The organism is Amycolatopsis sp. NPDC051758 (assembly GCF_044453095.1).
Taxonomy (GTDB): Bacteria; Actinomycetota; Actinomycetes; order Mycobacteriales; family Pseudonocardiaceae; genus Amycolatopsis.
In genome coordinates this window covers 240,696-265,276 of the sequence record NZ_JBITCJ010000010.1, presented here as the reverse complement: position 1 = coordinate 265,276, position 24,581 = coordinate 240,696, and the positions used below count along the sequence as shown (strand labels likewise).

The 24,581-nt window shown below is 69.0% G+C and carries 23 protein-coding genes and 1 pseudogene; 12 read left to right on the top strand and 12 right to left on the bottom strand.

The genetic code is table 11. The features are described from left to right. Positions 1-233: 233 nt before the first annotated feature. Entirely contained in the window at positions 234-3,209 is a 2,976-nt protein-coding gene (locus ACIA5G_RS39360) for a hypothetical protein (protein ID WP_395932807.1), read from the top strand. A 110-nt stretch (positions 3,210-3,319) separates the two neighbouring features. Here ACIA5G_RS39360 and ACIA5G_RS39355 read toward each other — a convergent pair whose 3' ends face one another. Then, positions 3,320-5,386, bottom strand: coding sequence for a hypothetical protein (locus ACIA5G_RS39355; RefSeq protein ID WP_395932805.1), 2,067 nt, complete (start codon positions 5,384-5,386; stop codon positions 3,320-3,322). A 179-nt stretch (positions 5,387-5,565) separates the two neighbouring features. Between ACIA5G_RS39355 and ACIA5G_RS39350 the strand changes: the two genes are divergently transcribed. Then, on the top strand, positions 5,566-6,531 hold the full coding sequence (locus ACIA5G_RS39350) for a hypothetical protein (protein WP_395932803.1): 966 nt from the start codon (positions 5,566-5,568) through the stop codon (positions 6,529-6,531). Positions 6,532-7,202: 671 nt separating this feature from the next. Here the strand turns inward: ACIA5G_RS39350 and ACIA5G_RS39345 are convergent. Together ACIA5G_RS39345 and ACIA5G_RS39340 are read right to left on the bottom strand one after the other, a co-directional pair. Further along, positions 7,203-9,113: an ATP-binding protein gene (locus ACIA5G_RS39345; protein ID WP_395932801.1), complete on the bottom strand. Its 1,911-nt coding sequence runs from the start codon at positions 9,111-9,113 to the stop codon at positions 7,203-7,205. 188 nt (positions 9,114-9,301) lie between these two features. Then, a complete protein-coding gene (locus ACIA5G_RS39340) occupies positions 9,302-10,141 on the bottom strand; it encodes a hypothetical protein (protein WP_395932799.1) in 840 nt (279 codons plus the stop codon). Positions 10,142-10,430: 289 nt separating this feature from the next. Here ACIA5G_RS39340 and ACIA5G_RS39335 point away from each other — a divergent pair, with 289 nt between their 5' ends. Together ACIA5G_RS39335 and ACIA5G_RS39330 are read left to right on the top strand one after the other, a co-directional pair. Beyond that, positions 10,431-12,362 carry an NACHT domain-containing protein gene (locus ACIA5G_RS39335; protein ID WP_395932797.1) on the top strand — a complete coding sequence of 644 codons (1,932 nt, stop codon included), beginning with the start codon at positions 10,431-10,433 and terminating at the stop codon, positions 12,360-12,362. Between the two features lie 426 nt (positions 12,363-12,788). Next, the gene (locus tag ACIA5G_RS39330) at positions 12,789-12,974 is read left to right on the top strand and encodes a hypothetical protein (protein ID WP_395932795.1); all 186 of its coding nucleotides are present in this window, start codon (positions 12,789-12,791) and stop codon (positions 12,972-12,974) included. Positions 12,975-13,035: 61 nt separating this feature from the next. On the opposite strand, the gene ACIA5G_RS39325 is transcribed toward ACIA5G_RS39330, so the two are convergent. The 4 genes from ACIA5G_RS39325 to ACIA5G_RS39310 form a co-directional block, all read right to left on the bottom strand. After that, the gene (locus tag ACIA5G_RS39325; RefSeq protein WP_395932793.1) at positions 13,036-13,284 is read right to left on the bottom strand and encodes a hypothetical protein; all 249 of its coding nucleotides are present in this window, start codon (positions 13,282-13,284) and stop codon (positions 13,036-13,038) included. 6 nt (positions 13,285-13,290) lie between these two features. After that, positions 13,291-14,169, bottom strand: coding sequence for a hypothetical protein (locus ACIA5G_RS39320; protein ID WP_395932791.1), 879 nt, complete (start codon positions 14,167-14,169; stop codon positions 13,291-13,293). A 207-nt stretch (positions 14,170-14,376) separates the two neighbouring features. Beyond that, positions 14,377-14,799, bottom strand: a complete 423-nt coding sequence (locus tag ACIA5G_RS39315; RefSeq protein WP_395932789.1) for a hypothetical protein — start codon at positions 14,797-14,799, stop codon at positions 14,377-14,379. Positions 14,800-15,100: 301 nt separating this feature from the next. Continuing rightward, positions 15,101-15,709, bottom strand: a complete 609-nt coding sequence (locus ACIA5G_RS39310; RefSeq protein WP_395932787.1) for a hypothetical protein — start codon at positions 15,707-15,709, stop codon at positions 15,101-15,103. 438 nt (positions 15,710-16,147) lie between these two features. Between ACIA5G_RS39310 and ACIA5G_RS39305 the strand changes: the two genes are divergently transcribed. Both ACIA5G_RS39305 and ACIA5G_RS39300 read left to right on the top strand, forming a co-directional pair. After that, the gene (locus ACIA5G_RS39305; RefSeq protein ID WP_395932785.1) at positions 16,148-17,494 is read left to right on the top strand and encodes a hypothetical protein; all 1,347 of its coding nucleotides are present in this window, start codon (positions 16,148-16,150) and stop codon (positions 17,492-17,494) included. Positions 17,495-17,830: 336 nt separating this feature from the next. Next, positions 17,831-18,067, top strand: coding sequence for a hypothetical protein (locus ACIA5G_RS39300; RefSeq protein ID WP_395932783.1), 237 nt, complete (start codon positions 17,831-17,833; stop codon positions 18,065-18,067). 65 nt (positions 18,068-18,132) lie between these two features. On the opposite strand, the gene ACIA5G_RS39295 is transcribed toward ACIA5G_RS39300, so the two are convergent. The 3 genes from ACIA5G_RS39295 to ACIA5G_RS39285 form a co-directional block, all read right to left on the bottom strand. Beyond that, positions 18,133-19,662, bottom strand: a complete 1,530-nt coding sequence (locus ACIA5G_RS39295; protein WP_395932781.1) for a HEPN domain-containing protein — start codon at positions 19,660-19,662, stop codon at positions 18,133-18,135. A 133-nt stretch (positions 19,663-19,795) separates the two neighbouring features. After that, a complete protein-coding gene (locus ACIA5G_RS39290) occupies positions 19,796-20,134 on the bottom strand; it encodes a hypothetical protein (RefSeq protein WP_395932779.1) in 339 nt (112 codons plus the stop codon). Further along, entirely contained in the window at positions 20,131-21,039 is a 909-nt protein-coding gene (locus tag ACIA5G_RS39285; RefSeq protein ID WP_395932777.1) for a hypothetical protein, read from the bottom strand. The genes ACIA5G_RS39290 and ACIA5G_RS39285 overlap by 4 nt, the downstream gene beginning before the upstream one ends. Positions 21,040-21,071: 32 nt before the next feature. On the opposite strand from ACIA5G_RS39285, the pseudogene ACIA5G_RS39280 reads away from it, so the two are divergent. The 4 genes and pseudogenes from ACIA5G_RS39280 to ACIA5G_RS39265 all read left to right on the top strand — a co-directional run. Then, positions 21,072-21,140: pseudogene (locus ACIA5G_RS39280) on the top strand (DNA-binding response regulator); the annotation flags it as partial. Positions 21,141-21,200: 60 nt separating this feature from the next. Next, the gene (locus tag ACIA5G_RS39275) at positions 21,201-21,392 is read left to right on the top strand and encodes a hypothetical protein (protein ID WP_395932775.1); all 192 of its coding nucleotides are present in this window, start codon (positions 21,201-21,203) and stop codon (positions 21,390-21,392) included. Between the two features lie 67 nt (positions 21,393-21,459). Further along, a complete protein-coding gene (locus ACIA5G_RS39270) occupies positions 21,460-21,714 on the top strand; it encodes a hypothetical protein (RefSeq protein ID WP_395932773.1) in 255 nt (84 codons plus the stop codon). Continuing rightward, the gene (locus tag ACIA5G_RS39265) at positions 21,696-21,992 is read left to right on the top strand and encodes a hypothetical protein (protein WP_395932771.1); all 297 of its coding nucleotides are present in this window, start codon (positions 21,696-21,698) and stop codon (positions 21,990-21,992) included. Before ACIA5G_RS39270 ends, ACIA5G_RS39265 begins: the two co-directional genes overlap by 19 nt. Before the next feature lie 38 nt (positions 21,993-22,030). Here ACIA5G_RS39265 and ACIA5G_RS39260 read toward each other — a convergent pair whose 3' ends face one another. Continuing rightward, positions 22,031-22,555 (bottom strand): hypothetical protein, encoded by a 525-nt coding sequence (locus tag ACIA5G_RS39260; RefSeq protein WP_395932769.1) that lies wholly within the window; start codon positions 22,553-22,555, stop codon positions 22,031-22,033. 52 nt (positions 22,556-22,607) lie between these two features. After that, positions 22,608-22,739 carry a hypothetical protein gene (locus tag ACIA5G_RS39255; protein WP_395932767.1) on the bottom strand — a complete coding sequence of 44 codons (132 nt, stop codon included), beginning with the start codon at positions 22,737-22,739 and terminating at the stop codon, positions 22,608-22,610. Between the two features lie 645 nt (positions 22,740-23,384). Here ACIA5G_RS39255 and ACIA5G_RS39250 point away from each other — a divergent pair. Both ACIA5G_RS39250 and ACIA5G_RS39245 read left to right on the top strand, forming a co-directional pair. Beyond that, positions 23,385-23,714 carry a hypothetical protein gene (locus ACIA5G_RS39250; protein WP_395932765.1) on the top strand — a complete coding sequence of 110 codons (330 nt, stop codon included), beginning with the start codon at positions 23,385-23,387 and terminating at the stop codon, positions 23,712-23,714. Continuing rightward, on the top strand, positions 23,711-24,581 hold an 871-nt coding region (locus tag ACIA5G_RS39245), incomplete at its 3' end, for a caspase domain-containing protein (protein ID WP_395932763.1). The genes ACIA5G_RS39250 and ACIA5G_RS39245, both read left to right, overlap by 4 nt.

Here is a 24,581-nt window from a genome sequence, read left to right as displayed (position 1 = left end):
GCCGGTGAACGGACCTGCTGGCTGGGTTGAGCAGGTCGCGCCTCCGCTTGTCGTAGTGTTTCAAGTGTGCGGGGCGCTCCTCAACGGCTGTTGAGGAGCGGGGTAGGAAGGAGCTCGATCAGTCGATGGGCGGCGTTGACCCTCGCGGAGCGATTGCGTCGGCTGGAGGTGCCCGTGCGGCTAGCGGGTTGGCGTTCCAGGCGGAGGTGTTCGCCTTGTGGGCAGCCCGCGCGGTGGCGGAGATCGAGCCTGGGTTGGGGTTGGATCCGTCGGCACGGGTCGAAGCCGTTGGCTGTGAGACAGGTTTCCCGGTCGATGATGTCGGGATTGCCGTATCCGGTGGCGGATTCATCCTGGTGCAGGCGAAGGGCGGCTTACGCCGGCTCGACTCCCGGGCCGAGGACCTTCGCAAGGCCGTTGACCAGCTGATCAAAGCGATGACGTCCGGACTGCACACAGCTGATGGTGTCCGGCCTGTCGACCCTTCGCGCGACCGTCTGGTGATCGCAACCAACCAGCGCGGCAGCGCAGCGTTCGGCGCGCTCGGGACGGTGTGCGCGCGGCTTCGAGATCATCCACAGTCGTTGCCGCTGGATGACGCTGCGAAGACTGTCGAGGAGCGCCAGGCATTCGCGACCTTCCGCTGTGTGATCGAGTCAGCCTGGGCGGCGGCGACGGGGTCCGCGCCGACGGAGGACGAACTTCGGCAGCTTCTTCGGGTCCTGGAGGTCCAGCGCCTCGACTTCGACGCGGACGCGGGCGTGCACCGTGTGCGCGGTGTGAGCCTGCTCGAGCGCACCCGGGCCGCAAAGTCGTTCTCGGACTTGGTCGGGATCGGCCTCGAGGTCGCTCGGGAGCGTTCGTGGCGGCAGCGGCAAGCACTTGCGGCTGCACTTGGCGTATCGGCGAGTGCTGGCAAGAGTCGTGCCGTGGAGGCGTGGCGCCACGCCGCGCGCAAGGGCCACGGTCGGCGGGTGGCTCGCCTGACACCGCTCGTGGACCCAGCGCGCCGGGACGCGGTGCTGGCCTGGATGGCTGCGCTGGACGATCCGGTCGTCGATGTCCCGGCCGGCACGGTTCGGGTTCTGGTCGCGCGCCTCGGCGCCGGAAAGTCCGAACTGGCCGCTCGGTGGTGGGAGCAAGGTCTGCAGGCCGCCGCCGACGACCCTGACACTGACATCCCGTTGTTCTTCACCCCTCGCCACATCGCGACAAGCCTGGAACAGGCGGTCGTCGCCGAACTCGGGGGAGAGCCGGCCAAGTGCCGGGTGGTTCTCGACGACCTCGACAGCCTGCCAGCTCAGGAAGCGGGTCGGCTTCTGGTCGAGGCGCGTGAGCTCGTCCAGGTGTGGCCCAACGTCAGCGTGCTGGCAACGGCCCGCCCGGGGATCGTCGTACCGGCGGAGGAGAAGATCGACGTCGCCCCCTGGCCGGTCGGGCGTGGAGCGGATCTCGCGGAAGTGGCGATCGGCGATCACATTCCCCCGCATCTGTGGACCACCGAGACCGCAGACCTTCTGACGAGTCCGCTCACCGCACTGGCCCTCGCAGCTCGCGTTGACACTGGTCGCGACACGAAGGTGTCACGGGTCCAACTGCTGTCTGACCTCGCCCCCACGGTGATCAAGTCGCATCACATTGACGTGTCCGACGAAACCTGGCAAGACCTGGCGCGGCTCGCCGTCGCGCTCCTTGAGCAGCCGCTGACGGCGACCGCTGACTTGTTCCAGCCGCTGCCGCGCCTGCGTCGCCTCGTCGCTACCGATCTTGTCGTCCTGGACGACGGCACGTTGGTCTTTGCGCTTCCCGTCCTCGAGCAGTACTTCGGAGCCGAGGCGATCAGGTCGAAACGGGTGAGTCTCGAGGCCGTAGCTGCAGCCGGATCCTTCCCACGTTGGCGGTATGCGCTCGCCTTTGCCCTATCGAGCTCCGCCGCCCCGAAGCAAGAAGCGTTGCTGATCGAACTGGCGCGGATCAACCCAGCTGCGGCGTTCTGGGTCCTCGACGAGATCGCCGAGACCGAAGCACACGACACACTGGATGGTCCCTCCGATGAAGTGATCGCAGAGTTGATCCAGCGCCGCGACGCCAGCGGCGCCACGACCAGTCCCGACCTGACCGTCCGCGCCGGTCTGTGGCTCCGGGAGGCAGAACAGGCGCTGCTGACCGGGCTCGGACCGCTCGCCGAGTCGTTGGTTCGTCACCGCGATGGGAATCTGGTCCAATGGGGCGTCTGGCTGCAGGACGGCTACCTCACGCTCGCCCGCGCACGAGACACCGCCCCGCCGCCGGCCGTCGTCAAGCTGACCGAGATCCACCCGAGCCTCGCGCATTGGCACCGCTGGAAACAGTTTCCGTTTCCCACCAAAGACTTCGGGCGCTGGCTCCTTGCTCAAGACGAGCTGCAAGAACAGCTGCAGTCCGCGATCCGGCGACGGACCCTGCCGGTACCGCGCACGTCATGGCTGGCGCGTGAGCGCACCTACTTTCTGGCGTCCTTTGTTCAGGACTCAGCCTCCTCGCGGCGTCGCCCCATCCGCCTCGCCGAGCTCCGCGACACTGTCGCCGACCGGATGGAAACAGTGAACACATCCGTGCGGGCGACATGGCAGGGACCCGGTGGCCCCGTCGACTCCGACGACATCCGCTGGCTATCCGCCCAACTCACCCTGGAAGACGGCGACACCCTTCAGCCGCCCTGGCCCACCGGTGATCAACCCCGCACTGGCAGGTGGGCATGGCAGGCGTACTCGCCCGAGCTGACGCTAACCCTGGCTACGGCCATTGTGCGCGAAGCCCTGGTCGGTTACCGCCAGCTCGTTGAGCTCAACTTTCCCGCCTTCGGCCATGCGATGGGCCTGTACAGCATGCTGCCCCTGCGCGTCGAAGGACTCGTCGGCAGGTTCGCCGACGACAGCGTCAGCTGCGTCGAGATGCTTCTCAAGCTCCATCCCGACCCGAAGCAACATGACCGCGACGCTCCGGCCGTCGACTTGCGTATCGTCACCGACGATCATGACCGAACCTTCTGGGATTTCGGCCAAAACTACCGGCGCTCTCCTCGGACCACTTTCGGCCAGAATCCCCTTCAAGACATCCAGCTGCCACTGCACGTCAACTCTCCGGCAACCAGCCTGGCTTATAGATGGCTGGCCCAAGATCTCGCCGCGATCGGATGGCTCAAAAACAGCCACCGACTCGTCGGTTAACACCCCTGGCGGGAATCACCCGGTGCAGTTCGGCCCGGACGGCGGCGTTCACCGGCGCCGACCAGGGCGGGCAGCTGGCGGCGGTCGACCGGTCCTGCGGCGGGCTCGCGTCACTCGGGGGACCAGGACGCGGCCAGGCAGTCTTGGAGGCGCGCGTGCCTGAACTGGTAACTGGGCCCGGCGACGCGGAGCACGTCCCGGTCGCAGGCGTCGTCGAGGAAGCTCATCATCCGCAACGGTCCCACGCCCGCGAGGCGCAACTGGCAAAAGGTGAGTCCCGCGGCCCAGGTCTTGGAGGAGACGACCCCGAACACCAGCCCGTAGGGGATTCCGCCCTCCATGGCCGCGGTGATGGCCTCGACCGGCGTCCCGTGATCGGGGGAGGCCAGGATGTTAGCCAATCCGATCGCCAGGCCGAAGGCGAGCCCGAGCGTGAGCCCGAAGACCATCCGGTATCGGCGTTCACGCTGCCAGCAGGCCGGGGGAGGCAGCGGGCTGCGCAGGTCGACCGACGGACGGGCGAGGGCGTGGAAGAACCAGCTCACCAAGCCGGCGCCCGCGCCTGAGAGCAGGCCGGAGACCAGTCCGTAGACGTACCCGAACACCAGGGACAACATCAGCCCGAAGATCATCCCGACCGCCGCGAAGAAAAGCATCGTCTTCCTGAGCGTGGCGGGGGCGACGACCTCCGGCCAGCGGAATGTCGCCCACTGGCGGGGCAGGCCGCCGCCGGGGCCGTACACCAGCCCGAGGAAGACCGCCGAGACCGCCGCGTAAAACACGACTTTGGCGTTGAGGGCGCCCGAGACGAGGAAGCTGAGCCCGACGCCGAGGGTGAGGAACACGGTGAGGGCGGTGGCGGCCACCCGGAACCAGGCCGGTTGCCACCGCCGGATCAGCCACCACGCGAGATCCCGGGTGTGCTGCTCGCCCATCCGCGCGGCGATGTGGCCGAGCCAGTGGCGCGCCTGGGCAGCGGTGTACGGCGGCGCGGCCTGGCCAGGTCGGTGCGCGTATGCCGTGGTGAGAACCCGTTGCAGCAAATAGTCTTCGACGGCCTCGCGGCTCGGGAACCCGCCGTCGGGCAGAAGACGGGAAATGTCATCGCCCGGCGGGAAGGTGTCCCGGACCAGGCTGAGCATCAACGGGGTGTCGAGCGCCTGCGTGACCGGGTCATCGGGGTGCCGGCGCAGGTGATCCACCAGCCGCCGCCACCCGGGAGGGGGCGGATCGACGCGGCAGCGCTCGAGGTACGCGGCGGCCTGGCCGGGGGTGACCGGCCGCAGCTCGAGCGTGGCCGCTCCGGCGAGGTGACCGCCCACGGCGACGGCATCGGCCAGTTCCCGACTGCGGCAGAGCAAGACCAGCCGGGCATCGGCCTGCTCGTCCAATGCGCGCAGCGCCACCGGCCGCAGCCGTTCCGGCAGGTCGTCCAGCCCGTCCAGCAGAAGGGCGAGCCGGCCCGTTTCGACGAGTTGCCGCGCGGTTCCCCGGCCGTACTCGGTGGCCGCCAGGAACGGGTACTCCAGTTCCAGCCGCCTTGCCGCCCACGCGTTCAGCCGCTGACGGGACGGATCCCAGCCGGCGAGGGTGAGCAGGACGGGGACGGGCACGCTCCGCCGCTGGGCCGGGTCGGCGAGATCCGCCCGGTGCCCGAGCACATCGAGCGCCAGCATGATCGCTGCGCTGGACTTGCCCGCCCCGGCCGCACCGAGCAGGATGAGCCGGCCGGAGCCGATCCCTCCGAAGACACCCAGCAGATCCGGCAGACCGCCGTCGTCGAGCTGCCAGGGGCCTACCGGAGCCAGGCCGGGCACCGAAACCAGCCTCGACGCGGGCGACCTCACGGCGTCCGTCAGCAGACCGCCGACGCCCTTCTCCGACCACGACCAGCGAACCGGGATCCGGCTCGGGTGCAACAACCGGCGTTCGGCTGCGCCGCGCTCCCAGCGCAGTCGCGCGGCAGCTGCCACGGTCTCGGCAGCCGCATCGAGATCCACCGCCGGAGCGTCCGAGCGCCTGCGGAGCAGCCAGGTTCCTACGCCTGCCGCCGGCACCAGCACGGCCGAGACCGCCTGGATCACCGCACTGGTGAGTCCCCGGTCGTGCGTGCTGAAGAGCAGCCAGAACGTGCTCGCGGCGGCGCCGAGCACGACCACCAGCCCAGCTCTGACCACCAGTCGCTGGTACCTGACGTGAGACATGGAATCGGCCCTCGACCCATCCGGCGGTGATGTATCACGGTGCACAGGAACCGTGATACCGACGCGGTGTCGCAGTTTTGTCGCACCACCGGCAGCCTCGGCCGTGTCACGCTGGGTACCGAGGCCGGAACCGGGCGGAGGTGTGGCGGTGGATGACGACACCGAGTGGGTCGGACGATAGCGGGGCCGAGACCCGGCACGTCCGCGCCGCCGCCCGCTATCTCAGCGAGCTGCTGATTTCGTACCCGCCGTACCGCAAGCGCTGGGAGCGGCACGCCGAGACCGTTCAGCACCGCGGTTCCGGCGTCCACCAGAGGGCGGTCTGCCACGTGATCAGCGACCACCTCTGGCGCGCCGGCCTGAAGGAGACATCGTCGCGGGGGCTGAAGGACACGGTGAGCCGCGCGCTCACCGGCAAGCTGCTGTCCGCGCGCACGCTGCAATGGTTCATCGGCGCGTTCGACATGGACGACGTGCACGCCGCCGAGCTGCTCGCCCTGCGGTCGGGCGGCGACCCCGGCCGCCTGTCGGTCATCCGGCCAGCGGACATCACCACCGAACACCCCGTGCCCCGGCAGCGCTATCGGACGATCTCGTTGTACGAGCACCACGTCGTCGGCGCCGACGGGCTCCCCGTCCACCACCGCACGCTGCACGTCGTCCGGGCCATCGACGAGCTGCGCTGCTACTGCTACCGGTTCGATACGGATGCCGCGTCCGTCGAGGTCGTCCGCGGCGGCACGGCCGGGCCGCTCTACCGCACCGGGGATGACGGCATCTACGCCGTCGACATCACGTTTCACGAGCCGCTGCCGCCCGGCAAGACCGCTTCCTTCGAATACCGCACCGTGCTGGCTTACCGCCACCGGCCTCCACCGGAGTTCCGGCGCGCGGCCGTCAACCCCATCGCCAACGTCACCCTCGACGTCCACTTCGACCCTGCGCTGCTGCCTGCGAAGATCTGGTGGGCCGAATGGGACTCCCTCCGCAGCCGTCGGCCGGTGTACGAGGAACCCATCGCGCTGAGTGCGGACGGGTCGGTGCACCGCCACGTCGACAACCTGCAAGGCATCGTCGGCTACCACTGGGAGTTCCCCGCCACGCGGCACAGGGCGTGACCCGGCCGGCCCCGCCGCTATGCGGCGGCCGATCAGCGACGCCGAGTCCGCCACCAGCGCCGAGGGCGTGCTCTCGAAGACGACCGTCCCGCCGTCGGAACCCGCCTCGGGTTCGTCGCTGGAGGCTGGATTCTCCCGCTGGAGGAAGACGTGGAGGCGCAGGCGCTGCGCGATCACGGCTGGTCGATCTCGACGATAGCCCGTCATCTCGGACGTGATCGCAAGACGATCCGCAGCTACCTGACCGGTGAGCGATCGCCGGGCCCGGCAGGGCCGGACCCGTTGGAGCGGTTCGCCGCCTACTGCCGCGCCAGGCTCGCCGACGACCCGCATCTGCTGGACGAGGTCACCACGAGGTCACCGACCTGGTCTACCAGCGGCTACTCGACCTTCACCCGCGCGCTGCGCGGTTATGAGCTGCGCCCGCTCTGCGAGCCATGTCAGGTCGTCCGCGGCCGCGCCGCCTCGATCATCGAGCAGCCGCCGTGTGAGGAATCCCAGGTCGACTGGCTAGTACTGCTCGACCGGCCCGCGTCCTGGGGCGTGGGCCAGCAGGCGCATCTGCTGGTGGGCGCGCTGGGGCAACCGAGCCCCTGGCGCGACCCGCTCGCCATGCTGGGGCCTCGCCTCGGCCGTGACAGCGGTAGCTGCCTGGTAGGCAGCGTCGCGGTTCAGGTGTGGTCGAGGTTGTCGAGTTGGTGTTGGACGCGCTCGGCGTCGGCGTCGCGGCCTTGGTCCCGGTACAGCTCCAGCGCCTCTCGCCACACTCGGCGGGCCTGGCTGTGTTGTCCAAGGGCGACGAGGGGGCGCCCAACGCGATCGAGAGTGTCCGCGACCTCGTAGGCATCGCCAAGAGTTCGGAACAACGCGACAGCCTGGTGGTAGTGGTCAATGGCCTGCCGGTGGTCGCCGGTGCGGTAGGCGATGAACCCGAGGCTGTCCAGGGTGCCCGCCTCGCCACCGGGGTTGCAATGGTGTCGGTTCAAGGCTAGGGCAGCGAGGCAGTGGTCGCGGGCAGTATCGAAGTCGCCCAGACGCGCAGCTAGCCAGCCCACTTCGTTAAGCACAATCGCTTCTCGCGCCGGCTGGTCAACGGCACGGTAGAGATCGAGGGCTCGCAGGGAGTGGTCCAGCGCCCGACGGTCATCCCCACGCCGTCCCCAGGCGAGCGCGAGCGCCTCGCAGGTGTGTGCTTGTTCGGCGGTGTCGTGGTGGCGCACGGCCAGGTCGAAGGCCCGGTTCAGGTGTCCGATGGCCTCTTCGTGCTGGCCCAGCCGGGAGCAGGCGCGGCCCAGGATCCGGTAGGTGCGGACGCGGGTGATCGGGTCGGGCAGGTAGGCGGCGGCGATCAACGCCGCCCGCCACGAGGCGAGTGCGTCGCGCAGGTGCCCGCGCCGGAGGTGGAAGGTGTGCAGTGTCCAGGCGAGGTGCCAGACGAGTTGATGTCGGCCGACGGCGGCCGCAATTCGCTGCGTGTCCAAGAGAGTTGCGTGCTCGGCCTCCAGCCACGCCATCGCAGCCGCGGCGTCGGGCAGCGGGAGCGGATGGACGCCGGACGCGAGAGGGGCGGGGAGGACGAGCGGTCGTTGGGGGTTCAGCAGGCGGTCGGCGGCGTGGGCGGTGTGCAGGTGGAAGTCCCCCGCCCGCACCAAGGCCGCTTCCCGCACCTGCTCGGGCAGGGTGGAGTGGGCGGTGTCTGTGGCGTAGGCGCGGATCAGGTCGTGCATGGCGTACCGGCTACCGGGCCGTCGTTCCAGCAGGGAAGCGTTTTCCAGCCCGTTCAGCGTCCTGCGGGCGAGGTCGGCGGGCAGGCCGGTGAGGGCGGCGGTGGCGGGTGGGGTGGTGTCGGGACCGGGGGCGATGCCCAGCAGCGCGAACACGGTGCGCTGGGTGTCAGTGAGGTAGCGCAGGGACCAGGACAGCACGGTGGGCAGGCTGGCGGCCGGGTCGGTGTCGTGGTCAAGCGCCTCCAGCCCGAGATCACGCAGTTCGGCGGCGGCCTCCGCCAGCGCGGCGCCGGGGCGGGAACCGGCGGTGCGCACGATGATCGTCAGCGCCAGAGGGTGGCCTCCGCACAGCCCGATCAGGTCGTCCACTGCCTCGGGTTCGGCGGCGACGCGATCGGCGCCCAGGCGGGCGGCCAGCAGGCCGCGGGCCTCCTCGGGGGACAGGACGTCCAGGGGCAGGTGGCGGGCGCCGTATCGATCGATCAGCGAGTCCAGGCGGTGGCGGCCGGTGATAAGCACGGTGCAGGACGGCGAGCCGGGAAGCAGGGGTGCGACCTGGTCGGCGGTGGCGGCGTTGTCGAGCACGATGAGCATCCGCCGTCCGGCGACCAGGCTGCGGTAGAGGTTGGCCTGGGCGTCGAGGTCGGTGGGGATGCGGTTTGCCTCGACGCCCAGGGTGTCGAGGAACCCGCGCACCGCCGCCGCCGGCTGCACGGGTTCGTCGGAGGGGCTGAAGCCGTGCAGGTCGACGAACAGCTGCCCGTCGGGAAACCACTCCAAGTGCCGGTATGCCCAGGCCAGGGCGAGCCAGGTCTTGCCGATGCCCCCGGCGCCGCCGATCGCCGAGACCAGCACCGTCGTCCCCGCATGTGCCGGACCGGTGGTGGGGGCTGCGGTGGCCGGTTCCTGCGTGTCGGTGCTTGGTCCCTGCGGTGCGGCGGCGTGGGTCAGGGCGCGGTCCAGGCGGGCCAGTTCCGCGGTCCGGTCGGCGACCGTGCGCGCGGCGAGCCGGCGCGGCTGGGTGTGCCCGTGGTCCGCGTCGGCTAGCGGGGGTTGTGCGGTTGCTGCGCAGGAGGTGGTGGTGTGCCGATGGTGAGGTGGTCGCCGGTGGCAGCGCCGATGGTGATGCCGGGTCCGGAGCCGTGCACGTCGCCGGCGATGTGCACGCCGCGCGGTCCGGGACCGTCGTACCGAGCGTGTGTTCCGGGGCCGGTGGCAGGGCCGGTCGCCGCATGGCCGGCCGACGCGTTCTCCGGTGCCGGGGTGTCCGGCGGGCGTGGGGTGGGGTCGGCCGGGTAGGGGTGGTCGGGCAGGGCGATCCAGGCGCGGTCGTGGAAGGACTTCACCGTCACCTCGACGGGCCGGAACGTGGCCGGGTCCAGGGTGGTGGAGTTGCGTACGACCTCGTCGAAGACCAGCCCGGACACGATCATGGCCAGCACGCCCGGTGAACCGGTCAGTGCCTCGCGGACCGGGGCTGCGTCCAGCAGCCGGAACGCCGCAACCATCGAGGGCGAGGTCGCGCCATAGTCGTCGAAGGCGACCTCCCCGGCGTGCACCGCCAGCCGCAGCCGGGCGCGCGCGGCGGCGGGGCTCGTGCTGTTGTGACCACGTATTGCCCGCACCAGCGCCTCGGGTAGCACCTCCAGCAACGGCGCCTTCGGGTAGTCCGGCGGGACCAGTACCACCACGCCGTCCCCGGCGTCTCCGTGCCAGCACGCCTGCATCGGTACCCCGGCTGCCGCCAGTGCCTCGGTGACCACCGCGTACATCCCGGTCCGGGTGCTGAGCTGGTGGGGCAGCGTCCGGGTCGGAGCGCTGTAGCCCTCCACGTCGACCACAACGATCGTCCGGTGAACCGCGTGCCGATCCGTACCCGCCATGCAAACCCCCCGAGGGCAGAACCGCGTGGTGCGCCGATGAACTACCGTTCTACCGACCGGTGCGGACGTGTTCAGCGTCTTTTGACGCACTGTTCGCTCGTTCGGCCGTACGAGTCCACCGGACCGGGCGACACGCCGCCACTACGGCCTACCCGCTCGCAGCGCGCTCCACCACATGGATTGCCGCGCTCGGGATCACGCAACTGGGGTGCTGCGCGCTCGGTACGGCACACATGTTCCGCTTGGCAAACCGTCCCTGTGAGCCATGTCGTGCGGCAAGATTGCGCGGATGCGCCGAACGCTATGGGCCGCCGCCGGGCTGAGCACCCTCGCGACCGGGGTGACGCTGTGGTTGTTGACCCGTACCAACCTCGCTGACGGCCCGGACGTGGCCAACGTCCTCGCCCTGCCGGTGGGGATGCTCGGACTGGGCGTGTCCGTGTGGGCGCTACGGCCGCGGCCGCGCTACGACGACCCAGCGTTCCTGCACGCCGCCGCGACCCGGCTGCTCGACGCGGTCACCAACGCCGAGGCCCGCACCCTGGCCAGGCTCCTCGGCGACGACGGCGACCCTCGCCCCGCCGACCTGGCCTTTCTCCAGCCCCGGTTCCGCCCGTGGCGCGGGGACGGCGGCGCTGAGTCGGGCTCGTTGGCCGCCATTGCCGCCTACTACCGCTCGCTCAACCGCGGCAGGCTGGTGGCCATCGGGGAGCCGGGGTCAGGCAAAACCGTGGCCGCCCTGCGGCTGCTGCTCGACCTGGCGGCCGAGGCGCCGGGACGCTTCCGAGTGCCGGTCCGGCTGACGCTCGTCACCTACGACGCGGAGCAGATCACCCGGGCCACGCTCGACGCCTGGATCGCGACGTGGCTAACGCGCACCTACAGCGTCAAGGCTGAAGCAGCGGCCCGGCTGGTGGCGAACGGCTGGATCCTCCCCGTGCTCGACGGGCTCGACGAGATGCCGGCCCGACGCGCGAAACAGGTCGTACGGGTGCTCAACGAGCCGATGGGCCCGACGGGCGACCCAGTAGTGCTGACCTGCCGCACCGCTGACTACTCGACGGCGCTGCAGGACGCGACCGTCATCGAACTGGAACCGTTGACCGTGGACCAGATCGCCGCGTGGCTGGCCCACCGGTTCCCGGGAACGGTGGAACCCAGGTGGACGCCGGTGATCGCGACGATGCGCAAGCACCCCGGCGGGCGGTTGGCCAAGGCGCTCGCCTCGCCCCTGCGGCTCTACCTCGCGGTGACGGTCTACGCCGACGCGGCCTCCGCGCCGCGCGAGCTGATCGGCCTCAAGCCCGACCAACTGGAGCACCACCTCATGGCGGGCCTCGTCGCAGCCATGCTGGCGCACACGCCGCTTCCCCGGGGCGTGAGGGGGGACGAGGCCGCGGTCACGAGGTGGCTTCGCACGGTGGCGGCGGTCGACGTCATCGACGTGACCGCGTTGTGGTCCGTGCTGGGCCTGCGTAGGAGCGCGATCGGCTGGGGCGTCGGCTGCGCCTTGGGTCTGCTGGCCGCGACGCCATTCATCTGGCTCGCCGAGGCGGGGCTGCAACAGGGCGACAAACTGGGCGAAAGCAGGGGAGTGACATTTGCGGTCATCGGCGCCGGGGCATTCGTGGTCGTCGCCGCGGTCACCCGGATCGTACCGCCCGCTGCCCCGGGATTGTGGTCCCTGCGGTACTTGCTGCGCCGGGGCCCGCTCGCGGTCGGCGCGACGATCGGCGCCATGGTCGCCACGATCGTCATCCTCTTGCAGGAGACCGCCTTGTTGTCCGCGCTGCCCGCGCTAGCCCTGAGCGCGATGGTGGCGGTGAGCTCGTCGAGCCGCGAGGTCTGCATCCGGCCGAGCGATCCGCTGCGCTGGGCCAAGGCCCGCGCGGCGGCGCAGATAATGGCCTCGGTCGTCGCGATAGGTTCCGTGGCCGCCTCGTACACATCTGAAAACCCCAGCAACCTGGTGGGCGAGATCTTCGGTGTCATATTCCTTGCGGCGGACTTAGGGCTGCCGATCGGGTTCGCCCTCGCCCTCATCCGCTCGCCGATCGCCCGCTACCGCGCCGTGGTCGCGGTCGGCCGCTGGGGGAACCGGCTCCCGCTGCGCGCGGCGCGATTCCTGGACTGGGCGCATGAGGTCGGGCTGCTTCGCATGGCGGGCACCGCGGCTGAGTTCCGCCACGAGCGCCTGCGCGCCCATTTCCGCGAGACGTGACCGCGGCAAGCGGGGGCCGAGCGCTGATGCGCGCCCCGGGCTTCCGCCGCACCCGCTACCGCTGCACCGACGTCGCGGCCGCCACCCTCGAGGCCGCGACCGTCCCGCACGGGCTGCTGGAACTGGCGCAGCTGTTCGACGACCCATTGGCCAGCCTGCCGGTCATCTTCCACCTGCTGTGGTCCTCGGAGCTGGAGGCGACCTTGTCGATGCTGCTACACGAGAGCGCGATCGTCACGGTCCCGTTGCCCGGGCAGGCGGCCCATGGTGAGCCAGTGCCGACCGCGCGCTTCACCCGGGCGGCCTGGTCCAGTTCAACGACGTTGTCTGGACGGTCTCCGCGTTCGGCAGCGCGATCGAGCTTACCGACGACTCCACGCGCACCGAGCTGGTCCTGCTCGCCGCGCGCTGCTGACCTCGCCGGTATTGGTCGCCTACGAGGACCTGCTTACCGATCCGGGGTTTCAGGACGATCTGGTCCGCACCTACCGGGCGTTTCTCGCCCAGCGCCGCGCGATCCGCCCGGCCGAGGAGTACCGCTCGCTGACGGAGGAGGAGTGGAGGGAGTTCCAGCAGCACTTCCAGACCCGAAAGCTTGAGCTCGGCACGTGAGGCCGCCCGTACGGTACCCCGTGCCAGCACGAGCACGCCTGCATCCGCCTCGTAGGTCAGGTCAAGCCCACACGAACGAGTCGATCAGATGCGCGCCGACTTCGGTGGCCGATCCCCAGGCACCACCGGGTCGGCACTGAAGCGCTTCTCGACCGCGGTCGCGGGACACCGGGTTCAGCGGAATGAGGTTCGGCGGCATCACCGTGTTCGGCAAGCGCAGTCCAGTAGGCACGTCCGCCACGCTGTCCAGTCCTATTGCCGGCGCGCCAAGGCCGATCCGCAGACATCCGGGTGCAACGATGCCGGTCACGGAGAGTTAGGGTCTCGTACGTGCCAGATGGACAACAGAGACCAAGCCAACTAAGAGCACGAATGTAGCCAAGAAGTACGCGAAGACGGCAACCAAAACACCGTCCACGTCTGGGAACTGGTTGTACGTAGCGAACGCCAGCGAGAACGTCATTATCAACCCAAATCCCCATTCGGAAAGGCGCTCAATAGCCTTCTCTCGATCAATCTTGCTCATGGTGGGCGCACTAGCGCGGGTTAGATATAGATAGCTCGCGGACCCGGCAATCACCTGGATGACAACTGTTCCCCATGAGTAGAGATCTGCGTACTTCACTTCAGGAGTCGACTTAACGATGTCATTAATGGCGTTCGAAATGAAAAACGCGACCGCAGGAACTATTACGACCGCGATCAACCGTCGCAAATTCTTGGCTACGGAGATCATATCCAAGTCGGGGATGCTCGATGCTCCGTTTACTGCGTCTATAGTTAATGCCACCGAATAGAATAGCAGTACTGCTGATATGACAAACACTACGCCGGCAAGATTCTCCAGGACCGCTAGCCGTGTTCGGGATGCGGTGATCCCGGTTATAACAGCATAGTTGAAGCTCGTAAGGATCAGGCCAAGCAGTGTGGCGACGAGGACTCGCGCAGATGAGGAGAAGTCGGCGGGCCCCGTCGACCCTGGGATGGTAAGGCGGGCCGTCAGCAACAAGATCAACGCGGTAAATGCGAAGCCAGCCAGGACTCCAGCACACTGCGAGTACAACCCTGCCGCAGGAACTATATTGAATGTCGGGTCTGTCCTGTCCATTGCCACCTTCTCCTGGAAAAGTTCTGGCGTGTCGGCGCTCGGCGATTTCTGAGCCCCGGCGAGTCTGCCGCTCACGACCAGCAGCACGACCTGCACCTGATGGCGACGAGCGTGATGAATCAGATGATCAGCTCCACCGGCAGGCCCCGGCCGCAACGAGCGAGCGCACATGGCCACCGGGTCGTCACCGGTGTCCGCTGACTCGGTCGGCCAGGACGGCGTCCGTACCGGCGTCGGCGAACGACAGGATGTCGTCTGGCCCGCCGATCCCGGACACGGCGACCTTGACGACGTTCATCGGCACCAGCAAAGCCGTGAGGGAGAAAGCCCAGCTCCGGCGGAACCCGGCGGTGGCTGTCCGGACGGCGTGCTCGACGGTGGGCGAGGCCAGTCGGTGCCGAGCACCAGTCCCGAACCGGGCGGTGCCTGCTCGAACGTCTCCTTGACGGCCTGGACTACGACGGCGCGCTGATCCTCGATCAGGCCGCGGAACTCGTGCCCGTAGAGTTCCAGCAACTTCTCGGCGACCCGGACCGCACGTTCCTCCAGGTGCCGGCGGGCCTTCCGGCGAGCCATGCCTTCTACCGCTCGCCCGCCCAGGACCACGGTGACCGCGCCAGCCATGTCGCCGGTGAGCTTGTTCCCAGTCACAGCCTCGCTAGCGCTTTTGACGACGACCTCGCCGAGCTTGACCGCGATCGCTCCGAGCACGCTCACGCAGAAATCCCTTCCGGCCGTGGTCGGGGACAGTATCGCGACGGACCGCGCAGCTGTAACAAGCCGGCGGGAAGAAGTGCCCCAGATACCCGTTCGGCTCAGCAGCGGGCAGTGACCGCGGCTCGCCGGCGTCAGTGGTGATCAGTACACAGCGCCCGGTTGCGTGAGTCTCCACAACTGGCGGTGCCATCGCGGTCGGCGGTGGCGTGGCTGGAGCCTGGTCGCGCTACTGGTCATGACCGACCCACCCGAGTCCGGGCCCTGAACCGCTGACGGCCGGTGCCAGTCGTCGCCGAACGTGTCACCGGCGCCGCATGAACTTGCTGCATCGCAGGCAGGCCGCCATCGCCGAGATGACGGCAAGGAACAGCACGATCATCAGCGCCCACCCGGATGTGAGGCCGCCGGTCCCGGCCAGCACGCCCGTCACACCGACAGCGAGAACGGGAAGCATGGCGAGTTCGAGCCATGTGAGTCTTTCTGCGACATCCGGCTGCTGCTGATCACGGGCTACGCCAGTCGCGACGTAACCGCCGTTCCCCGCGGCCTCGTCGTCGACCGCCGCCGAGGCCACGGGCTCGCCGTTCGCATCGGACAGAGCCGCGGCTGTACCGATGCCCGCGACATCGTCCGGCTCGGCTTGAGCGGGTAAATGGTGGCGCTTCACGTCCAGCTCGTGCCACTGCTCAAGGATCCGCACCACCTGGTCGTTGGGCGCGGAGCAGGCTTCGAGCAGGGCGCGGACGTCCCGCGGGTCGCGCGGTAGTGTCGGCTTCTCCGGGTTGGTGAGCCGGTAGAGCTGACTGCGGGGGATCCCGGCCTGCTGGGCCAGGTACTTCCACGGCGGGCTGGCGGCCTTGGCTGCAAGCCGCAACACGGCGTTGAGCTCGGCGACCGAGGCGATCTGCAACCGCTCGTCCGGGAGCCGCCGCGGCTCGGGGGCCGTGCCGGTCGGGGCGCCAGACGGGGACGCCGTTCGCCGTAGCCGGGCGCGCGGTGTCGGGTTCCGGCGCCGTGCGTGGGACGGTGAGGTGCCCGGCGCGGTTGCCCCGCCAGCCTGGCACGGCCGCGGCCAAGGTGACGAGACCAAGCACGCCGCCGACAATGACGACGAGAGCGGGCGGCGCGTCCGGCAGGTTGATCCCGGCGACGCCGACGACATAGGTGAGGCCCAGCACGACGCAGAGGATGTAACCGGTGATGTAGACGGGGGTCATGGTCCTCCTGGATCTCGAACCGGCTTCCAGGCTGAGCCGAACGGCCCCGCCGACCACGACGCGGACCCACCGAGCGCTCACCGTTCCACCGACGAGCCAGTGCGGGAGGATTCCCGGGCTAACGTAGCCTGGTGGAGCTGACGAACGGCGAGTTCGCCGACTTCGAGGGCGGGAAGATTCCGGCGTCCCGGATTCGGGAGCTGATGGTGCGGGCGGACGATCTCGACCCGCGCGGCCTGCGCGTCCGCAACGCGCGCATCGAGGGGCAGCTCGACCTCTGCGACGTCTCCGCGAAGCGGCCGCTCGCGCTGCAGGACTGCACCACGGACGCGCCGGTCCTACTCGACCGCGCCCGGCTGTCCGCGCTCGATCTCACCGGCCTGGTGGCGCCCGCGGTGAGCGGGCCGTGGCTGCGGCTGGAGCACTACCTGTACCTCGGCCGCGCCCGGCTCGACGGAGGCAGCGACGACTACGCGCTCGACCTCGCCGAGGCGACCGTCGGTGGCCACGTGAGCCTGCGGGGCGCGCACTTCCGCAGCGAGACCGAGTACGCCGTGCACGCGCCCCGGCTGCGCACCGGGAGCGAGGTGTACCTGACCGACGTGGTCGCGGTCGGCACCGTCCGCCTCGAAGGCGCGTACATCGGCGGCAACCTCTACTGCGGGGGATCTTTCTTCGGCGGGAGCGACATTGCCCTGCTCGCCGTCGACATGCAGGTCGACGGCAGTGTCTTCCTGTCGCGCGGTTTCCGGGCCAGTGCCGAGACGTACACGGCGGTGCGGATGCGAGGATCACGCATCGGCGGGCAGCTCGTGCTGCGTGACGGCGTGGCGAGCGGGCCGGTCGCGCTGGACGTGAAGCAGAGCCGGGTCGGCATGGAGGTGTTCTTCCCGATGGGGTTCGCCGACGGTGAGGTGGACCTCGACGGTCTTACTTACACCGGCCTGCCCCGCGACGCCGGCCTCGACGACTGGCTAGACCTGCTGGCGCACAAGACTCCCCGGTACGCGACGCAGCCCTACGCCCAGTTGGCTGCCGCGCACCAAGCGGCCGGGCACGAACGGGATGTGCGGCGGATTCGCATCGCGCAGCAACGGGATCTCCAGCGCCGCGGACAGCTCACGCGCTGGGGCCGCCTGTGGCACCGGGTCACCGGCGCCACGGTGGGGTACGGATACCGCCCCGCGACTGCGCTGCTGTGGCTGCTCGGCACGCTGGCGCTGTCGATCGCACTGATCACCGGGCTGGCCGGCCCGGTGGGCGCCGTGCGGTGTTCCATCGTCGAACAGGTCGGGTACGCCCTGAACGCGGTCGCGCCGCTGGCGAAACTCGACGGGCAGCAACGGTGCCAGGTCGCCACGACCACCGGCGTCGGCCAGGTCGTCGTCGTGACGACCTGGATCCTGCAACTGCTCGCGTGGGCGTTCGCCACGTTGTTCGTCGCCGGTTTCACCGGGCTCGTGCGGAAGAACCCTTGACCACGTCGATGACCGCCCGGTAGCCCGGCGGGTTCCTAGGCGCCAGTACCTCGCCGTCGAGGACCGCACGACCGGCGTCGCCGAGCTGGCTTTCGGAGGGCCGGGCCGTGGTCGGGCCACACTCAATTGGGCGGTTTCCGCGCTCACTACGTCACCATGTGCAATTCTGGTCGTACTTTGGGTAGTTGACGGACTGGTGCGGCACCCTCGACCACGGAGCGGAATCATGATCGTAACCATCTTGTCGCGTGCCGCGAAGATCGCTGCCTGCGCGCTGATGCTGACCGCGGTCGCGCCGTCGGCGGCGGCGCCACGACTCAAGCCTGGGACTGCCCGGTGAACCGGGTGTGTGGCTGGGAGGTCTGGGAGGCCGAGGGGCTGAAGACGATCGAGACGCCGGCGCTGGCGCCGGGGCAGTGCCGCAACTTGCCCTTCACCCGCACGGCGGCCAACCGAACTGGCACCGCCCACATCTTGTGGGGAGGCCGCAACTGCACCGGCCGCGAGTATCCGCTGCTGGTCGGCGCCTACGCCTCAGCAGCGGCAGGAGCCTTGAGCATCAGCACCTACTGACCTGTCAGACCCGGGAGGCCCGTACCGACTGAGGCCGGGCGCCCAGCAAGCTGGAAAGCGCGGAGTCACACGATCGACCACTTCTCGGTCCGCATCAGCGCGTCCAGATGCGTTGGGGCGAGGCCGAGTTCCTGAAGGGCTGTCGCGACGGCGAGCGTGTGGCCGAGTCGCGTCAGCGCGGTGAGCTGGTCGGTGGTCTGTGGTGTGTTGCCGTGGGCGAGGTTGTTGCGTGCCTTGCCCATGAGCTGCCAGATGTCGATCGGATCGTTCACGATGCCGTGCAGAAGCGGTGGAATCGGCTGTACCGCTGCGGTGATGTGGTGCTGAAGATCGTTGGGGAGATCGGCGGCGAGCTGCCGGAATCGTTCGTGGAGCTCGTAGGAGCCGAAGTAGTTTCCCCATCGGCGCAACCAGGCCCGGTCGTCCTCGGAGACACCCTCGGCCTTCTTCAGTCGTTTGAAAAGGGCGTCCTTTTCTTTGTCGAATTCCTTTTTGTTCAGGGGCCCGGAACCGTGCTTGGCTGTGTGGAAGCCTTCCAGTGCGGCGATCAGCGCTACGAAGTGCGACGTCACGGGCAGCGGATTGCGGAATACCGACCTCAGGTAGTCGACGAAGACGGGCTGGTCGTTCGCCAGGGCGGTCCAGCGGGTGAGCAGGTCGGGCAGTGTCGCTCCGCTGGGGCCACATCGGAACAACGCGGGGAGCGCGTCGGGCTTCGGTAGGTCCGCGTCGTAGCGTTCCTGGGTGATCTCGCGCCCCAGCAGCTGATACTCGCCGTTGTCGTCGCCGACGGCGGCCCAGGTGACGGCCTGCGGTTGGGTGGTGGCGAGGCTGGTGAGTTCGGCCAGCGGTCGGGCGTAGTCGCGCAGCCAGGCGGGTGCCGGGCGGGCCGTCCCGGTGACGGTCACGATCGGCGAGGTACGGACCCGCAGTTCATACGGTGACGGAGCGTTAATCGTCGCGACGAAGTCGAGCGTGATCGTGTCGCCCTCCGCGGTTGTCCAAGTCTGCGTCGGGGCGGTCCACGTTCCGCTGAACTCCGTGCCTTTGGCCAGGGTGCGGGGAATCCTCGGCTTCAGGGGTGCTACTCCGGCAAGTTCGGTCAGTCCGCCGACCTGGAACCGGAATTTCGGGAACAGCAGATCAGTGTTTGCTCTCAGTCCGGGTCCTCGCAGGGCGAGATCGGCGCCGACGAGTGTGTGCTCCGGCAGTACGGGGGTGACCTGCGCGTTGAGCAGTGCCACGTCGTGACCGTTGCGCAGGAGGCCGCGCAGGGTCCCGTACTGGCGCGGGGTGGTGCTGATCCAGAAGCCCTCCTCGCTGTCGACGTCGCTGCCGGCGGAGGTTTCCATCGGAAGCCCGAAGGCGGTGCCGGATACGCGCCGTGCGGTCGGGAAGTCGAGATGCCCGTGGATTTCGTCGCCGTTGGCGAGCTGCCAGGTGATCGCGGATCCGGTGGTCTCGATCGGTGTGGTCTCTGGCGACGACGGCGATGAGACGCTCGGAGCGGACGCAGCGTGTGCGTGCGCCGCCGCGGCGGCGAGCCGCCGGCGCACGATCGTGCCCAGTGTCGCGAAGCGATCGGTGAAGGCCATGAAAGTCCACGTCTCCAAGGGAATTGCTTGACCGGGGTCGGTCGGCTGAACTGACGAAGCAGGGGCGCACGGTGGGCGGGCAGGGTGTGGATCCCGGACGGGAGTTCGGCGACGCGATCAGTCAGGGGGCCGGTCAGGCGGCGGTGAGCAGGTCGTCGAGCAGGGCGGCGGTGTAGGAGAGCGACGTGTTGAGGGATTCGTCGGTGTGGACGTAGATCCGGGATGGTACGCACGTCAGCGTGATCCAAGAAATCCTGTACCGCCGCCAGAGTCTTGATGAGCAGGGTGGCCAGGGTGGTGCGCCAGGTGTGGTCCGACTTGCACTTTTCAGCCACAGCACAGTCGGTTTCCGCACGCTGTAGAGCTCGCCCAGCTCGGGCGAGCTCACCGCGCGGACAGCGTCGGTGGGGGAGACCTCGCCGAGCCCGGCTGGGACGATGGCAACGTCGGCGTGCCGCTCGACGGCGCTCATCCGTCAGCCTGTGTCTTCTGGAGATCGGCGGCGGTGTCGAGGAGCCACTGCCGTTCGCCCTGCAGGAGTACCGCGATGCCGTAGGAGATGATGCGGCGGGTCTCCTCGCGGTAGATCTTGCCGTTGTCGTCGACCTCGGAGACCTGGTCGACGATCGCGTAGGACTCCATGTTGCCGGTCACCACCGCGTGCGGGACGGTCACGGCGCGCGGGCTGGACAGCAGGCTGCCGCTGAGTCCCTGCGGCGCCGGGCAGCTCATCTCCAGGGCCAGGTACGTGCGGTTCTCCCGGTCGGTGTAGTTGAAGAAGCGCTGCATGTGGCCCCGGATAGTCCGGCCGACCGGCTCCGCGCCGGCGTCGGCGGGATAGCCGAAGCATGCGAAGTCTCCGCCGTCCTCGATCCCGGTGGCCGGTGCGGTGAACACCTGGGTGTGCAGCATGCCGGTGTGCTCGGGATCGATCTCCTTGGTTGGTTCGGTGTGCAGCAGAGCGAGGTCGGAGGTCGGGTGATAGGCGCGGCCGGTGACCAGCCGCGGCCCGCCGATGCCGACCCCGGAGGCGACCAGCAGGTGGCGGTCCTCCGGCACGCAGTGCGCGGCGGTGAGAAACGTATGCGGGCTCAGGAACGCGCCGCAGGAGCCGGTGAACGCGGGCGGCTGCGGGGGGTCGAGAGCGTAGATCGCGCCCGCGGCGAACCGGTGCAAGAACTCCACCACGCGCTCAGCCTCCTTCCTGGTCCGGCGCACGCCGTGACCACGTGGTAGTCCCGACGTGCTTCCCGTCGCAAGATAGCGCCACAGCAGCCGCCCGGCGCGGCGCCGGGCGCTGAGCAGGGTGCTCGCGTCGTCGACGAGCACGGCGATCCGGGCCGAAAGCTGCTCGGGCGCGCGGGTGTGGTCACGCACGACGAGCGGCAGCCCGACGCTGCCACGGTCCTCTGCAGAAGCTCGGCGCCCGCAACCGCGTCGAGGCGATCGGGAAGGCCAGCGAAGCCGGGCTGCTGTGACATCCTCGGCCGGGTGACGCCGCCGACCTGCCGCGGCTGGCCGCCGAAGCCGGGCTCACGGTGCTCGCCCTCACCGACCACGACACCTTCGCCGGCTTGGCCGCGGCCACCTCAGCCACTTCCGAGGTCGAAATCGTCCCCGGCATCGAGATCTCCTGCCGGCTCGACGACGCTGAGGTGCACCTGCTCGACCTCTTCGTCGATCCGCTGCTCTCCCGGCACGACAGCACCGCGGAACTGTCGCCACCATGACCCCCGAGATGCAGACGTTCGAGGTCCTGTCACCCGAGCCAGCGAACAGCGGGTCCTGCGGATCGCGGTGGGCAACCCGAGTCTACGAGTGCTGTTCTCGCACATGGGCAAGATGGTCTACGTCGACAAGCTGGGCGTGAGCAACCTGGGCGAGCTGTTCAACGGCAGGCGCGCGCCCACCTATGACACGGTGGACTTCGCCGTGCGCGGCCTGCTCGACTTCGGGGCCGTCCACAACCGGTTCCGCGGCAAGGTTCCGGCCGATCGGCCGGTGTGGGCCCCGACGACGCCGTGGATGGAGGCGTGGCAGCGGGCGGAGTAAACCGCGTCCGCCCGGACCTCGCGCGCCGCACCGGCAGCAACAACGTCTTCCTGATGTCCGAGGACCAGGACTTCAGCCCCGCCACCAGTATGTTCGCCGCGATGAACCCGCCAGCGGCCGCCGCGCTGCTGACCGGCAAGTCCGCCGTCGACGCCGAAGGCGCCATCACCGCGGCCGACGTCGACCTGCTCAAGAACGCCGTGGGCGGCGACGCGACCGTGGTCGCGATGAGCGCGGACCGGCGACGACCACCGAATATGGCCGGTCCGGCTCGCTGATCGACCGGCCGGACCCGTGGAGCCTGGCTTCCCGCCGGTCACTTCGGCTGACGGGCGGCCACGGAGTAGGTGGCGAGGATCCGGTCACCGGTCAGCCGGTGGAACGCCAGCTGCTGTGCAATGGCCTGCTCCTCGTGCCACAGGTTCTGGCCCTGCGCCAAGGCCGTGGCGAACGCGACGATCGCGGTCTTGAACTCTGTCAGCTTGGCCGGGGTGATGACCCGCATCTGCGGAACCGCGATCGCCCGCGCGTCGTAGATGTCGACTGGGTGGACCATGACCGGCACCGCGGTGACCGCGCCGTAGGTGTCGGTGTTCCACTGCACTCCACCGCGCAGCTGGTCGGCATCCTTCTTGGAGATGCCGGTGCAGGTCAATTCCACGCCGGTCTTCAGCTCGATCACCGCGTTGCTGGTCGGGGAGAGCGTCCACAGGTTGTCCGGGCCGGTGTTGTACAGCCGTTCCGGACGAATGCTGCCGAACCCCAAGTGCAGTCCGAGCTTCGCCCAGGCGGCTTCAGCCTGGTCGGTGCGCTCCTCGTCCCACACGATCTCATCAAGCACCGCGCGCAACCCCGAGTACGAGCGCGGTGCGGTGCGGTGCGGTGCTACAGGATCACCAGGTCATCGGGAAGACGTCGCCGTAGACCACGGTGCCGTCGCCGGCCATCGTGGGCGCGGGCTGGGTGAGGACGTCGGCTTCGGCGTGGGCCCCGGATCGCAAGCACCCGGTGACGGGGTCGTGCACGAACGCGTCCGGCGCGTCGAGGTCGAAGGCCTCGCGCAGCGGCTGGCAGACCGGCTCCGGAGCGGGAGGTCGGGGCCCGACCTCTCAAAGTCGCCTTCGCTGGCTTCCACGCCGGACATCCGGTGCAACTCGACCAGGCCGGTGAACGGCGCCAGGCGACTTCGGTTTCGCACGCTCGCGTCGCCTCTACGAGTATGTCCGTTCTGCTCCGCTGTCTACGCGGTGACCTCGAGCCCGCGAGCTTTTGATGTCGCTACCGGTGAGATCATCAGTTCTCTGCGCCGTCGGCATCGGGCCGCAAAGTTCAACAAGCTCCTCGCCGAGGTCGGCAAGCAAGTCAATTCACGCCCACCGGTTCCTCCTGGAACAATTAGGTTGAGCGGCGGCTCGGTTTCCTTGCTGATCAGCATAGTCAAGCGCGGCTTCCACGAGCACGTCCAGAACCTCGAAGCTGACATCCGCTCATGAACGCAGGGTGCCGAAACGTACTTCGCCACTCATGTCCCGCTGACACCCGGAAAGACGAACGCAGGGCCGAGTGAGCGTCATCGAACGGCTATCTGCTCGCAGGCCCGAACACGCACCAGGATGGGCAGCGCGTAGCATTCACCGGTCGACAGTGTCGCCGTTCGCCTGGGGGCCGGAATGGAATTATCGATCAGCACGGCAGAAGACCAGCTCGCGCTCGAGAGCTTTCACCGCTGGCTCCGTGACGATGTCGATATCGCCCGCGCGGCAGCGATCAGCCGGGTGAGCACGCCAGACGATGGGCACATGGGAGCGGTGGAGGTCATCTGCATGACCCTGTCCACCTCGACCGGCCTGGCGAACCTCGCGATCGCCTACGCGAACTGGCGCAAAGCGCGGAAAGACCCGCCCACGTTGACGTTCACCGTCACCGGCCCACTGACCGAGGAACTACGCAAAACACTCGAGATACTCAACCACCCGGAGGAAGAGACCGACCTGCGGTGACCGACCTGCCTGCCCCCGTCGCCTCGCGGGCCGTGCTCTTCGGCGTGTCCGAGTACTCGAGTCAATCGCAGTTGCCCGCTGTCGCCAACAACGTCCGCGAATTGCGCCAGCTCTTCACCAACACCGACTTCTGGGGTCTTCCGGAGGAGCACTGCACGGCACTCCTCAACCCGGAGTCCACCGAGCAGGTGTTGGACGCCGTTCACACCGCGGCGGCCGCGGCGTCCGACGCGCTGGTGTTCTACTTCGCAGGCCACGGGCTGCTCGACGACCGAGGCGATCTTCACTTCGCGATGCCGACGGCCCACCAGGACCGGCTGTATCGGGCGGTGCGTTACGACGATGTGCGGCGCGAGATCTTCGGCGCGACGCACGTGCCGGCCAAGGTCGTCATCCTGGACTGCTGTTTCAGCGGACGCGCCATGCTGGGCGGCATGGGCGGATCAGACGATCTTGCCGACCGGACCCAGATCGACGGGACGTATCTCATGACCGCGAGCGCTGAGACGAAGCCGGCGCTCGCCCCTCGGGGTCAAGAATTCACCGCCTTCACCGGCGCGCTGCTTGACCACATGAAACGGGGAATCCCTGGCGGCCCCAACGTCCTCGACATGGAAACGTTGTTCCACCACGTGCGCACGGACCTGCAGGCCAGGCACCTGCCCGTGCCGCAGCAGCGGATCCGCAACGACGGCCGGTCGATCGCCCTGGTCCGCAACCGGCACGGCGCCTCGGGAGAGCCGGCCGCCGCGCCCCCCCCCCCGCCGGCCCCCCCCCCCCCCCCCCCCCCAGCGTTCGACCACCAGCGGCCGGGGCCCCCCCACACCCGTGTCGCGCCCACAGTCGACCCCCCAACGGCCGGGTGCC